This window comes from Mesorhizobium sp. BHscii (assembly GCF_053848065.1).
Window position 1 is genome coordinate 470,179 of record NZ_JBSPKW010000001.1, and the last position, 12,587, is coordinate 482,765.

Below are 12,587 nucleotides of genomic sequence, written 5' to 3' on the forward strand. Positions count from 1 at the left end.
CCGTTTGCAATCCTGCAGCCGGGCCGGCTCGAGGCCAGCCCGGCTGCCATAGCCTTGGGAGGCTTTACAGGCCCATCGCCGCGAGATCGTCGACAGTATCCTTGTTGATTGGGACCAGCTGATCGACGATGATGTTACGGTTTTCGAAGTCGGGCTTGACTGTCCCTAGCCCTTCGATCGTATCGCCGTCCTTGATCTCGTTGCCCTTCATGAGATGGTCGGCCAGCGTGACGAAAACCTCGCCCGCCTGCTTCGGATTCCACATGAAGCCGCCGGAGATCGCGTCGTTCTTGATGAGCTTCTGGCCCTGGCCTGGCGAGAATGGGCCGAGCACGAATATTTCCCCCACCTTCCGCCGCTCTTCGATTGCGCGGCCAGCGCCGATCGGGCCTTGGCTGCCGAAGGCCAGAAAGCCCTTCAAGCCGGGATTCGCGGAAATCAGGTCAAGCGCAGTGCTGCGGCTTTTGTCCACATCCTCGGCGACACCATAACGTTCGCCGACAAGCTTCATGTCGGGATAGTTCTTCTTCAGATACTCGATTGCCGCATCGGCCCAGGCATTGTGCAGCGGCACCGTCAGCGAGCCGACGAACACTGCATACTCACCCTTGCCGCCCATCTTCTCCGCCAGGAGCTTGGCGTGAGCTTCGCCGAAACCGGTCGCGGATGCGAGTTCGAAGTCCCAATCGGCGCCCTTTTGGCCAGGCGATTCATGCGTGATGACGATGATGCCGGCGTCCTTGGCCTTCTGCAGCACTGGTTCAAGCACTTTGGCATCGTTCGGCACCACACCGATGACCTTGACCCCCTGTGCGATCAGATCCTCGATGGCGCGAACTTGCAGTGCCGGATCAGCGCTGGTTGGGCCAACCATGAACGCGTCGACGCCGAGCTTCTGGCCGCGCTCCTTGATACCGGCCTCCATAGCGTTGAACCACGGAATGCCGCCGATCTTTACGACGACGCCGACCTTGCCGGCCTGCTGTGCCATCGCAGCGAACGATCCGCCAAGCAAAAGGGTCGCGGCAAGCGCCGCGATCATGAGCTTTTTCATCTCTACTCCTCCCATAACGTTCCTAGTGGGAACACACTCGAGCCGTCGAACGACGGCGGCCGTTAGAAACCTCCCCGAAAAACACGGGCACTTCCCCATCGATTATCCACCGGTTTCCGCTTGCACAATCGATGGTGCAGAAACTATTATGCATCGAGAAGCTCTCGTCAAGCGGGATATTTGCTCTAAAAAGACGCGCGGGAGGGCCAGATGGATCAGCGGGTCAAGAAAAAGGCGACGATCTATGACCTGTCCGTGCTATCGGGCAGTTCGCCGTCGACCGTGAGCGCCGTGCTGAACGGCACTTGGCGCAAGCGCCGCATCAAGGAAACTACGGCGCAAACAATTCTCGGCCTCGCCGAACTCCACCAGTACACCACCAATCTGCAGGCACGGGGTTTGCGACGCTCGCGATCGGGCCTGGTCGGCCTGATGCTGCCCGTCCACGACAACCGCTACTTCTCCTCCATGGCACAGACGTTTGAGGGGCATGTGCGCAGCCGCGGTCAATGCCCGGTCGTGGTTAGCGCCAGCCGCGACCCGGAAGAGGAACGGCGGACCGCGGAGACGCTGATCTCCTATTCAATCGACCAGCTCTTCATCGTCGGCGCCACCGATCCGGACGGCGTGCACGAGGTCTGCGAACCGGCGGGGCTGAGGCATATCAACATCGACCTGCCGGGAGCGAAGGCGCACTCGGTGATCAGCGACAATTATGAGGGCGCGCGGATGCTGACGGAGGCAATCATCCGCCGCTTCGGCAACGACGATCCTCTGCGGCCGGACGAGCTGTTTCTGTTTGGCGGCCGCAACGACCATGCGAGCCGCGAACGCATCGCCGCTTTCCATGCGACCAAGAAAGCCCTGCTGGGCGCCGACCCTGACGACGGTGTGAAGTCCTCCGGGTATTCGCCCGATATAACTTTGCGTGCCTTCGAGGCGTTTTACCAACGCCATGGTAAGCTGCCGCGCGCGCTGTTCATCAATTCGTCGATCAATATGGAAGGTCTGCTGCGTTTCATGGCGGGCCGGCCGGCAGAAATGTTCAGCGAGCTCGTCGTCGGTTGCTACGACTATGACCCATTCGGCTCCTTCCTGCCCTTCCCCGTAATCATGGTGCGGCAGAACGTTGAGGCGATGATCACGAAGGCATTCGAGCTGATGGATGAACCGCCGACGGCACCGCAGACCTTCCTGATTGCGCCAGAGTTGATCCAGCCCAGGTCTGCACTGAAAGGGCCGCTGGACACTCTGAAGGACATAGCCTGAGGGTGAATCGGCGCTATAGCCCGCCCGCACCTTGAGATTCTATGGTCCATCGTGCCGACCTCACGAGAGTGTCGCCGTCCTCACCGTGAGCCAACAGGGTGGGCGCGCAGTCGCCTGAAAAGGCCAATAGCAGCGAGCATTAGAAGCGATAACGGATTCCAAGAGTGTTCGCATTAGAACCCTCGTTCATATCGCCAATTGTACCATCGGCGCCGGATCTATGATGGAGTTGGTAGACAAGTTCGACATTGGGAGCTTGCCTGACTCTGAACGAAAGCTCCGCACCAACGAAGCCGAGGAATGATGCATCGCCATCGTAGCGGATTTCGCGATCGCGCTCGATCTCGGTAGGGCCTGTAACGGCACTGAATCCAGCTGTCAGTGCAGGCGCAATCGCCAAATCACCAATGACAAGGCCCTGGTGGCGAAGTCGCGCTCCGGCCCAAAGTTCGCCAGACGTATCGTCGTCCTGGCCAAATCTTATGGCCGCGCCGGTGACGCCACCAAGAACGAAACCAGCGCCTATATCGACGAGATCGCGACCGTATGCAGCTCCGATTATATAGTTGTCCGTGTAGTCGGCACCAAAAACATTGATCGTGTCCCCGAAGGCCCCGCTCGCAAACACGCCACCAAAGACATAAACATCATTCTTGGTCGGCAGACCGTCTGTGAAAGGGTCTTGGGTCGCAAAATAAATAAAGGGAGAATTGTCATCGGCGAGTCCAGAACTGACTGAAGTGCTCAAGATCACCACGGCCAGGGCCGCTTGCAGTGCGTGCATAGACAAGCTCCGAATCAATCCATGCCATTGTTCGCAATTGCACAGGGGAAAACAAGGTACGAATTGGTTTGTCGCCAGAATACTGGATGCGGATCATCCTATATCTCGAACTCTTCTTTGGGCTCTGCCAAGCGGCTTGCGACACCTGCCTCAGGCAACCCGATGGTGCGCGCCGTAAATCCGGGAACGTTTTCGCGTCGGCGCGGGTTGTGGAGATGCCTCGAACGCATGGGACGCCGGTGAAATGGCCATTCTTTCAGGAAAACCGGGAAGCTGTTGGGTGGCGGCAGCCCCCGCTACGAATTATCCCCCACTCGAGGGCTCGATCCATGCGGAGGCCGTTGTCGTGGGCGCCGGGATTGTCGGGCTCACGACGGCGCTTCGCCTTTGCGAGGCCGGTCGGTCGGTTATCGTCATCGAAGGCCTGCGGACTGGCGGCCAGGTGACCGGCCGCTCGACGGCCAAGATCACGACGCAGCACGCGCTGATCTACCACCATCTCATCGACACCTTCGGCCGGGACCTGGCGCAAGCCTATGCCGATGCGAATTCCGCCGGCGCTGTCCAGATCCGGGAATGGGTTCGCAACTATGGCATTCCCTGCGATCTTGAGGCCAAAGACGCCTATACCTACACCTGCGATGCAAGCCGGCGCGCGGAGATCGTGGCCGAGGCAGAGGCCGCGCGGCAAGTTGGGCTGAACGCCGATAGTCTCGAGCGCGCGCCGCTCCCTTTCGAAACGGCCGCCGCTCTGCGTTTTTCAGACCAGGCGCAGTTCAATCCGGCGATGTATCTGGTTGGCCTGGCTCGAGCGGTGACGGCCCGTGGCGGACGGATTTTCGAAAACAGCCGCGCGATCTTGATCGGCGAGGCAAGCCGCTGGCGCGTCGTCGCCGACATCGGCACCGTCCACGCCGAGCATGTGGTCGTCGCCACCAACATGACGGTGAAGAGCCCCGTCGGTATGGCGAACCGGACCCAGCCGCGCTGCCACACTGCCATGGCGTTCCGGATCGATGACCCTCTTGCTGTCGACGGCATGTTCATCGGCATCGACGATCCAACGCATTCCATCCGCACCGGCCGCGATGCCGAAGGCCCGCTGCTGGTCGCGCTCGGCCCCAAATTCGACACGGGCCAGGACGGCGACGTGGCGAAACGGTTCGTCGAGCTGGAACAATGGGCAAGAATGAGCCTTCCGGTTGGGGACGTTGCGTGGCGCTGGTGTAACGAGGACTATGATACGGCCGATAGAGTTCCATATGCCGGCGAACCCGATCCGGACAAAGCCTCCGGTTTTCATATTGCCACGGGATTCAACGCCTGGGGCATCACCAATGGAACGGCCGCAGGCACGATGATCGCGGATTTGATCTGCGCTCGGCCGAGCCCATGGCAAAAGCTCTATGATCCGGCGCGGTCATATCCCGAGGACTTTCATAGGAATGGCCGCAGCCAATCGATTGTCTCAAGCATCGACGACATTGCGCCCGGCATGGGCGGTGTGATCGTCAGGGGTGACGAAAAGATCGCGGCGTGGAGGGACACTGAAGGAGTACTCCACCCCGTTTCGGCGACCTGCACCCACAAGGGCTGCACCGTGACCTGGAACAACGCGGACAACACCTGGGATTGTCCTTGTCATGGCTCGATTTTCGCCGCCGACGGCACGGTTATCCACGGCCCGGCTCGAAAACCGCTTGCCCCGGCCGCGCTGTAAAAAGGGCGGCGACCGACACGGCCGGCGTTACCGTGCGTAGGTTCCGACCAGTTCAGTCTGCTCCAGCGCATGCTTCTGGGCTTCCTTCCAGACAGACTGCACGCCCGCCTGTCCCGGCACACTGAGGCTCGGCACGTCGAGCGCGGCCAGCCGGAAGTGATAATGATGGACGCCATGTCCCACCGGCGGCTGTGGGCCGTCGTAATAGGCATTGCCGAAATCGTTGGTGCCTTGCCGAAGTGCCGACGGACCTGGCTTGCCATCTTGCGCCTCGGCTAGCTCGCTGGCATCGGGCGGGATATTGAACACCGCCCAGTGCCCGAAGGTGCCGCTCGGCGCGTCGGGATCCTGCACGACAAGAACAAGGCTTTTCGCACCATCCGGAACCCCGGACCACTTCAGCGGCGGCGAGACGTTCTGGCCGTCACGCGTATACCTTTCAGGGATTTTCCCGCCCGCCGGAAACGCAGGGCTGATAAGGGTGAGTGGCATTTCAATTTCCCCAAAGAAGCGTTACGGCCGAGACCATCGAGGTCTGGGCGCCATTTCACGCCGCTTGCTGAGCTTCCGCGGCGCGCCTGATTTCTGCCGGCAAGGATTCCCAAACCTTGGTCATCTGCCCCTCGTCCACGTGGTGAACGAGCACCTTGGATACGACCCTGAATGCATCGTTGGAATCGACCGGCCGGGTGAATTCCAGCTCCGCCTTGATTTTGGCGAGAAACTCATCGAGCGACCGCAACTTCTCGGGCGTCTTGGAAGGCTGATATTGGTCGTAATAGGCGCCGCGTACCAGGATCGGCAGCTGCGAGCCGAGGTGGGCTGCAAGATCCGGCTGCATGCGGTCCCGCAGCGCGTGCAGCACCGCTCCAAGAACATGCCATGCGATCTGCCGATCCGGTCCCATCTCGGCCATGATCTCGTCGAGCCAGATGTTTGTGGTCTGCAGCGTCTTGTCGAATACGTCGAGTCCGGTGGCGCTCATCGAAGCCTCCTGTTCAACGGTTTGAATGACTCATCAGACGAAACGACCGTGGGTCGGCTGTTGTTCCCGTCCCCCAAGCTTAAAGGCCGTCTCTCGCGAAGGCGTGCGATCCATCCGGCCAAGCTTTCGCTACGTGTGTTTCCGCCAAGATTGCCCCGTCAAGATTTGGCCATGGCGACGGCAACGAAAAGCGATTGTCCTTGCCTGTTGATGCGGAACAATATGGGCCTGTTCTGTTGGCGCGATTTCGCCCACTCCTCTTGGATGTCCGACGGCTGCGTCACGTTCCGGTTGTTGGCCGAGACGATCACATCGCCGGGCTGAATGCCGTTTTCGGCGGCGAGGCCGTTGGGGGCCACTTCTTGCACGAATACGCCCGTAATGTCCGGCTGGAGTCCGAGCTGCTGGCGCGCCTCATCCGGGATTGGGCTGAGCGACAAACCAAGACGTGTGTCGGCCGTTTCCGACTTTGGAATGGCGCCGGTCTGTTGCTCCTCATCGTTGCGCTGTCCGATGGTCAGAGCTATTTCCTGTTGGCTGCCTCCACGATTTCTTGTCAGCGTCGTTTTTGTTCCCGGCGTTTGGCTCGCAACCGCGAGCGTCAAATCGTGGACGTTCTGGACGTCCTTGCCGTTAAAGCGTGTAATCACGTCTCCTGCCTGTATGCCTGCCTGCTCAGCCGGACTGCCGGGTTCGACAGAAGCGACCAGCGCTCCCTTGCTGTCGGGCATTCCAAGCGCCTCAGCAATCGGCGGCGTGATCTCCTGGAGACGTACTCCGATGAAACCGCGCTCGATCCGGCCGGTGCGGATCAACTGGTCGACGATGTTGCGGGCGGTGCGGGATGGTACCGCAAAGCCAATCCCTATGCTGCCACCTGTGGGAGATACGATGGCCGTGTTGACCCCGATCACTTCGCCGCGCGCATTGAACAGCGGGCCGCCGGAATTGCCGCGATTGATTGAGGCGTCGGTCTGGAGAAAGTCGTCGTATGGACCGGCATTGATGTCGCGCGAACGGGCCGAAAGCACGCCGACGGTGACGGTCCCACCGAGTCCGAACGGACTGCCGATCGCGATGGTCCATGCGCCGGGTTGTACTGCATCTGAGTCACCCCAGGCGGTGGTTGTCATGTTGGGCCGTGGGTCGATCTTCAGCACCGCGAGGTCGGTTGCCGCATCGCGGCCGACGAGCCGCGCAGGCAGCGTCTCCTTGTCGGAGAATACGACATGAATTTCGCTTGCATCGGCAACGACATGGTTGTTGGTGACGATGTATCCATCGGGGCTGATCACAAAGCCGGAGCCAAGTGCCTCTCGCACCCGCGGTTGAGCCGGTCCCAGGCCGCGGCCATAGAAAGGACTAAGAAGGTCGTTCAACGTCGCCTGGTCTTGGATAATCTGTCGGGTGGTTATTGCGACCACGGCCGGAATTTTCTCGCGCACGATTGCCGTGAAGTCGTTCGGGATTTCTTGGGCTGCGAGCGGAGCAAAGCCGCCGGCCGAGAGCATCAGAGTTCCGGCGATCAGGCCGGCGCAAAGTCTTTTGTTCAAAACCGGAAACATGGTCTGCGACTCCTCCAGCGTTCAGTGATCAAGCATGCGACAGCTCCAGCATGAGCCTGCGGTTCACCAGCGGATTACGACAACCTTGTCGTTCCCGTTGGCGAGTTCGACAGCTTCGGTGCCGTCCGGTTTGCGGCTTTCGATCCGGGCGCTTTCTATTGTTTCTATGCCAGCGATGTTGGCTGCAAAGGCTTCGTCAATCTCGGCGGCACAGACCAGAGTATCCGGTGGCAGATCCTTTACTTGGTCCATCAACTCGCGAAGCTTCATGGCGAATCTCCTTGGCACGGGCCCGGGTTCTTTCGACCGCACATTTCAACCATGTCCCTCAAGAAAAGTTCCCTGACGAGATTGCGGGAATCTCACAGGATGATCTCTGCGCAAGGGGTCTCTCGTAGAGCCCGAGAAAACGGTCCTTGAATAACCACGACCGGCCTCGGAAATCATCGGAACTTCCAGCTCGCAATCCGGCGGGCGGGGATCTGCCCGTTAGGCTCGGCCGCGATGTATCGGGCGTGGTGGAGCTGTCGGGCACGCGGGCGCAACTTTGAAGAAGGGCGATCCGATGTTTTGCCATGCTTGGCAGTGACCGCGGCGGTAACACCGAATACGTCGTAGTCAAGGCGACGGAAGCGGTAGCAAAACCGGAACGTCTAAGCCATGTGGAAGCCGCCGCCATGCCGCTTGCCGGCATTACAGCATGCCAGGGCCTTTTCGACCATTGCTACCCTCAAATCCGGGCAGCGGGTTCTCATCCATGGCGGCGCCGGCGGTGTCGGGGATCAGGCGATTCAGTTTGCAAGGCTGTGGGCGCATTTGTCGTGACGACTGTTGCTGCCGAGGATTTCGATTTTCTCCGCGATGCACATGCGGTGGCATGGATCGTATGAGCGCGGGCTGTGTTCACTTAAGAGGGCGCTCGAATTGCTCCTCTATACGGTCGCCAACAATGAGCCCGACCGGGCGAGCATGAAATCTTCACCCGGCCGCTCTGAAAGCACGGCATTCGCTCCACGATCCACAGCGTTGCCGGCGACGCCACCAGCATTTGGCGGCCAGTCGCTAACGAGAACGATCAAGACTTGTCGTCACCGTTCTGCGCTAGCCTCAATGCACAAACCTTGCCCTCAGCCAAGCCAGAAGTCTGTTGCCGGTAATTGTCCGGCGAACTCTGGCGGCAGCCCATCGCGCTTGCATCGTAGCACCGACGTGGCAGTGACAGACGATGTTGTGCAACTGCCAATCACTCAGCTCGAAGAAGCGCTTTGCCTCACCGTAGGTGTCATCTTTCAGACCCATGGCGCGCAGCACCGGATCCTCATAGGCAACGGTGATCGGCGACCCCGCGCCACGCGCTACGGCACGGGCTTCAGGACTGAGATATTCGGTGCCTGAAAGCGCTCCGAGGCAACGCCGTGGATTTTGCTCGAGAAGCTTGGCCCAACGCTCGATCCGTTGCGTCCGAGACATGGTCGGGTATGTCGCCGAGGGCTCAACTGTTGCGATTGTCTGCAGTTGCTCGAGTGTTTGGTGTTTCATGGTCGGCTCCTTTCAATAGGTCGAAGCGCCCACGCCCTCACAGAAGATTATTGCGCTGCGACGCGCCGACAAGGCCGGAATTGGCGATGTTAGGAGTTTGCCCCTCGCAGGGGTTCTTATCAGGAACCTTCTCGGGGGCCTGCTTGTTTTGGCTAGTGAAAGGAGAGCGTCATGAGCACAAAACCACCACCCGTTCCGGCAGAGAACAAGAGCCCAAAGGGTCCGGGCGATAAGAAGTCGATTCCCGTCGACCAAACGCAGCACAGCCATTCCGCCCCAGATCCCGACAAACAGGGCCAGCAGGGCAACACTAGGGTCAATACGACCCATCAAGGCTACCAGCAGGACCGTTAGGTGATTTCATGTCTACGTCGAAGAAGACCCGCGCCAGCATCCGCCATGGCGGTCCTGGCGCATCGCACGAGAATGCCAAGAAGCCGCTGGTGATAGAAAAGCCGCCAGCCGATTCCGATCAGCGCAGCCGCAGCAAGATCTCAGGCGGTGGAGGCGAACGCGACAGCCACCATACTCATGACTCGGAAAAGAAGGGCGGCGGCACCCGACCGGCACACCAAGCAAGGTGAATGGTTGTTCACGTCCCGCGAACCCTGCGGCCTAGCACCTCGCATTTCTACTGAAAAGGCGAGGTGTTAAACATTATCGACCGGCTGACTGTGAGCGCCGCCTCGGCAGGCCCGCGTCAGGCAGCCTTGCTGTTATTGCCCCCCTCCAGGCGGTCCGAGGCAGAAAAAGCCTGTCGCCCGCTGGCTCCCGGCCGGCGGGCTTTCTCGTCAGCCTACCGGCTTTTTCCCGCTAGACGAGCGACACGATGCTACTTCCGGTGGAACAGGAAGCCCCTTCTGGGAGTTCATACCGTCATCAACAGGCGCATGGACGTGCCCTTGTATGGCGCGGCAGCGCAAGAATGGGAGAACCACCATGACCCTCGGCACCATACTCATCATCATTTTGATCCTTGTCTTGCTTGGCGGGTTCAGCGGTCTAGGTGGCGGGCCGTTCTACGGCACCGGCTATTATGGTGGCGGCGGCCTCGGTCTCGTGCTACTCATCGTCATTATCCTGGTCCTTCTCGGACGCCTCTAGTGCCGCTCGATTAGGCCGATAACTTCAGGGTGATCCTGTGTCGCGCTAGTACCTTGTCCAGGAATGTGGCGGCTGCAGGCAAAGGGGGCGCACGTGACTGCCCGGACGGAACCGAAATCGCTCAAGTGCATTATAGCCGCTCGGAAATCCACGAGAATGGCGCCATAAGTGAACTTCGTTGAACAAGCCGATGTCGGCCTCGGAGTTCCGGGCATTCCCGCTGCCGATCTGATGCAGGCACTGCCGGTCGCCATCTACACCGTCGACGGGCAGGGACGCGTCACCTTCTTCAACGAAGCCGCAGCTGAGCTCTGGGGCCATCGTCCCGTTATCGGTCGGGACCTATGGTGCGGTTCGTGGAAACTTCGTCATCTCGACGGTCGGGATATGGCACATGGCGAGTGTCCGATGGCCGTGGCGCTGCGCGAAGGACGGGATGTCTCATGGGACCAGGCGATTGCGGAGCGGCCGGACGGCGAACTCGTCCCGTTCAGGGCTCACCCACGCCTGCTTCGCGACGAAGCGGGCAATGTTGTCGGTGCCATCAACACGCTGCTCGACCTGCGCACCCAGAAGCTGGGCGATGAAGCCCGCATGCGTCTTGCCGCCATTGTCGAGTCATCGATGGACGCCATCGTGTCGAAGGACATGAATGGCATCATCACCAGTTGGAACGATGCTGCAGAGCGCTTGTTCGGCTACACGCCTGCCGAGGCGGTCGGCCGGCCGGTGACGGTGCTCATTCCGCCCGACCGTCTCGACGAGGAAGTCTCGATCATCAGCCGCATCCGCGCCGGCGAACGCGTCCCCTCCTATGAGACGATGCGCCTGCGCAAGGACGGCACGCTCGTTTCGGTCTCGCTCACCGTCTCGCCGATCCGCGACGGGATCGGGCGGGTCGTCGGCGCCTCCAAGATCGCGCGCGACATCAGTTCTCACAAGGAGAACGAGCGGCGCATCCGTCTGCTCATGCGCGAGGTCAATCATCGGGTGAAGAACCAGTTTTCGGTCATCATCTCGATGATCCGCGAGACCAGCAGGCTGACGAGCACACCTGAGGCTTTCCTCGGGCAGGTTCGGGAGCGCATCATGGCGCTTTCGGAATCCCATGATCTCCTGGTCAATGCCGAGTGGCGCGGTGCGACCGTCGGCGAGCTCATCCAGGCACAGCTCAAGGCCTTTGCAGCGCAGTCCCGCGTGTCGATGGCCGGGCCAATGGTAATACTGCAGCCGAACGCCGTGCAGTATCTCGGTATCGCCTTCCACGAACTCGCCACCAATTCGGCAAAACATGGAGCGCTGTCCTGTAGCGGTGGACGCGTCGAAATCGATTGGAATGTGATTCCTGCCGGCGTCGGTGCCGAAACCTTTCGACTGGTCTGGCGTGAGTTGGGCGGGCCGATCCTGGACGCTGTCAGGCGGCGCGGTTTCGGAGTGGTCGTCCTCGAGCGGGTGGCGCCGCAGGCTCTCAGCGGCAGCGGGCGGCTGGAATTCCATGAGCAAGGCGTCACCTGGACGCTTGAGGCGCCGCTACCCTTCGTCCAGACGTCTGTCGCGGATAACGCGGCCATTTGAAAGCGCCCGTGAAGCTGAACCTTCCCCTCCGACCGACTGTGCTGACGCCGGACCTATTGCGTTGGGTCCGGCTGGCGATGATAGAGCGAAACAGTCCTGTCCTCCAGAACATCGAAGCCGCCGCTGCCAGGCAGAGCATCGCAATTCACTGAGTGACGATGGACGTTATGTGATTCAAGAACTGTGAGGCTGTCGAATTCCATGGCCGCCCCGCAGAACTGGGCCGCTTGCAGTACCAGGTATTCGATGTCTTCAAGCGCGACGTTTTCTGCGAGGTTTCGCAGCCGCACGGCCTCGGCCACCGCGGTCACATTGACCATTCCCTTATAGCGGGCGGCTGCCCTAACTTGCAGGTCAACGTCTTGACACAAATGAGCCGAGTAACCGTATCTCATGGAAAACCCTCTTTTTTAGGAGCGGTTTGTCCCTCGTTGGTAAGCATGCGCCATAACGATCCGAATGGCAACGGGATCAATAAAATTACACCGTTAAATCAATAAGTTAGCATATGGCGCGGACTGTGCAGTCGACGCCTCACAGTCACTGTCAACCTTGCACGCCGACAGCGTATGAACCGGCCTTGACGGGCGATGAGACTGTTCCTAATTCTTAGACAATTACTAACTTTGAGCGGCTGGAGGCAAAATGGCCGACCTGGAAAGACCCGAACGACTGCAGATCATGCTAACTGCTGACGAATTGGCTGCATTGGAAAACTGGCGCTTCGAAAGGCGCATGCCAAGCCGGTCGGCGGCGGTGAGAGAGTTGCTGCGGCGCGGTCTCCATGCAGACGGATTTTTGACGGCAGCACAAGGTGCCAAGTCACAGGATTTTGGGATTCTGCCCAGTTCCGGGATTGTCGATGGACCGTCCGACGGCGGCTAGCCGTCTCGAACTGTCGCTCAAGGCTAGCAACCTAAACCGGTGTTTCCTTTCGACGTGCGGAGCCTTGCCCGCGCTCCGGAACCTCAGGCAATCGTCGCGCGTTCGGT

The 12,587-nt window shown here is 60.1% G+C and carries 15 protein-coding genes; 7 read left to right on the forward strand and 8 right to left on the reverse strand.

Translation table 11 applies throughout. The features are described 5' to 3' along the window. Nucleotides 1–64 precede the first annotated feature (64 nt). Nucleotides 65–1,054 carry an autoinducer 2 ABC transporter substrate-binding protein gene (locus ACWTU7_RS02165; RefSeq protein WP_095519836.1) on the reverse strand — a complete coding sequence of 330 codons (990 nt, stop codon included), beginning with the start codon at nt 1,052–1,054 and terminating at the stop codon, nt 65–67. Between the two features lie 210 nt (nt 1,055–1,264). On the opposite strand from ACWTU7_RS02165, the gene ACWTU7_RS02170 reads away from it, so the two are divergent. Then, nucleotides 1,265–2,323 (forward strand): LacI family DNA-binding transcriptional regulator, encoded by a 1,059-nt coding sequence (locus tag ACWTU7_RS02170; protein WP_287335315.1) that lies wholly within the window; start codon nt 1,265–1,267, stop codon nt 2,321–2,323. A gap of 139 nt (nt 2,324–2,462) precedes the next feature. Here the strand turns inward: ACWTU7_RS02170 and ACWTU7_RS02175 are convergent, their stop codons facing one another. Further along, nucleotides 2,463–3,107 carry a hypothetical protein gene (locus ACWTU7_RS02175; protein ID WP_455837546.1) on the reverse strand — a complete coding sequence of 215 codons (645 nt, stop codon included), beginning with the start codon at nt 3,105–3,107 and terminating at the stop codon, nt 2,463–2,465. A gap of 244 nt (nt 3,108–3,351) precedes the next feature. Between ACWTU7_RS02175 and ACWTU7_RS02180 the strand changes: the two genes are divergently transcribed. Further along, nucleotides 3,352–4,827, forward strand: a complete 1,476-nt coding sequence (locus tag ACWTU7_RS02180; RefSeq protein ID WP_455837547.1) for an FAD-dependent oxidoreductase — start codon at nt 3,352–3,354, stop codon at nt 4,825–4,827. Nucleotides 4,828–4,854: 27 nt separating this feature from the next. Here the strand turns inward: ACWTU7_RS02180 and ACWTU7_RS02185 are convergent, their stop codons facing one another. From ACWTU7_RS02185 to ACWTU7_RS02205, 5 genes are all read right to left on the reverse strand, one after another. After that, nucleotides 4,855–5,319 (reverse strand): YbhB/YbcL family Raf kinase inhibitor-like protein, encoded by a 465-nt coding sequence (locus ACWTU7_RS02185; RefSeq protein WP_095519842.1) that lies wholly within the window; start codon nt 5,317–5,319, stop codon nt 4,855–4,857. A gap of 55 nt (nt 5,320–5,374) precedes the next feature. Next, nucleotides 5,375–5,812, reverse strand: a complete 438-nt coding sequence (locus tag ACWTU7_RS02190; protein ID WP_128340398.1) for a DUF2267 domain-containing protein — start codon at nt 5,810–5,812, stop codon at nt 5,375–5,377. Between the two features lie 158 nt (nt 5,813–5,970). Then, nucleotides 5,971–7,377, reverse strand: coding sequence for a Do family serine endopeptidase (locus ACWTU7_RS02195; protein ID WP_455837548.1), 1,407 nt, complete (start codon nt 7,375–7,377; stop codon nt 5,971–5,973). A gap of 63 nt (nt 7,378–7,440) precedes the next feature. After that, on the reverse strand, nt 7,441–7,647 hold the full coding sequence (locus tag ACWTU7_RS02200) for a hypothetical protein (RefSeq protein WP_029356015.1): 207 nt from the start codon (nt 7,645–7,647) through the stop codon (nt 7,441–7,443). Between the two features lie 837 nt (nt 7,648–8,484). Beyond that, nucleotides 8,485–8,916 (reverse strand): hypothetical protein, encoded by a 432-nt coding sequence (locus ACWTU7_RS02205; RefSeq protein WP_095519845.1) that lies wholly within the window; start codon nt 8,914–8,916, stop codon nt 8,485–8,487. 171 nt (nt 8,917–9,087) lie between these two features. On the opposite strand from ACWTU7_RS02205, the gene ACWTU7_RS02210 reads away from it, so the two are divergent. The 4 genes from ACWTU7_RS02210 (at nt 9,088) to ACWTU7_RS02225 (ending at nt 11,595) form a co-directional block, all read left to right on the forward strand. Then, on the forward strand, nt 9,088–9,270 hold the full coding sequence (locus ACWTU7_RS02210; RefSeq protein ID WP_287335318.1) for a hypothetical protein: 183 nt from the start codon (nt 9,088–9,090) through the stop codon (nt 9,268–9,270). An 8-nt stretch (nt 9,271–9,278) separates the two neighbouring features. Further along, the gene (locus ACWTU7_RS02215; protein ID WP_029356010.1) at nt 9,279–9,500 is read left to right on the forward strand and encodes a hypothetical protein; all 222 of its coding nucleotides are present in this window, start codon (nt 9,279–9,281) and stop codon (nt 9,498–9,500) included. Nucleotides 9,501–9,855: 355 nt separating this feature from the next. Continuing rightward, nucleotides 9,856–10,020, forward strand: coding sequence for a DUF3309 family protein (locus ACWTU7_RS02220; protein WP_455837549.1), 165 nt, complete (start codon nt 9,856–9,858; stop codon nt 10,018–10,020). A 168-nt stretch (nt 10,021–10,188) separates the two neighbouring features. After that, on the forward strand, nt 10,189–11,595 hold the full coding sequence (locus ACWTU7_RS02225; protein WP_455837550.1) for a PAS domain S-box protein: 1,407 nt from the start codon (nt 10,189–10,191) through the stop codon (nt 11,593–11,595). A gap of 53 nt (nt 11,596–11,648) precedes the next feature. Here ACWTU7_RS02225 and ACWTU7_RS02230 read toward each other — a convergent pair whose 3' ends face one another. Beyond that, on the reverse strand, nt 11,649–11,990 hold the full coding sequence (locus tag ACWTU7_RS02230; RefSeq protein WP_455837551.1) for a hypothetical protein: 342 nt from the start codon (nt 11,988–11,990) through the stop codon (nt 11,649–11,651). A gap of 250 nt (nt 11,991–12,240) precedes the next feature. On the opposite strand from ACWTU7_RS02230, the gene ACWTU7_RS02235 reads away from it, so the two are divergent. After that, entirely contained in the window at nt 12,241–12,480 is a 240-nt protein-coding gene (locus tag ACWTU7_RS02235) for a hypothetical protein (RefSeq protein WP_029356005.1), read from the forward strand. The last annotated feature ends 107 nt before the right edge of the window (nt 12,481–12,587 follow it).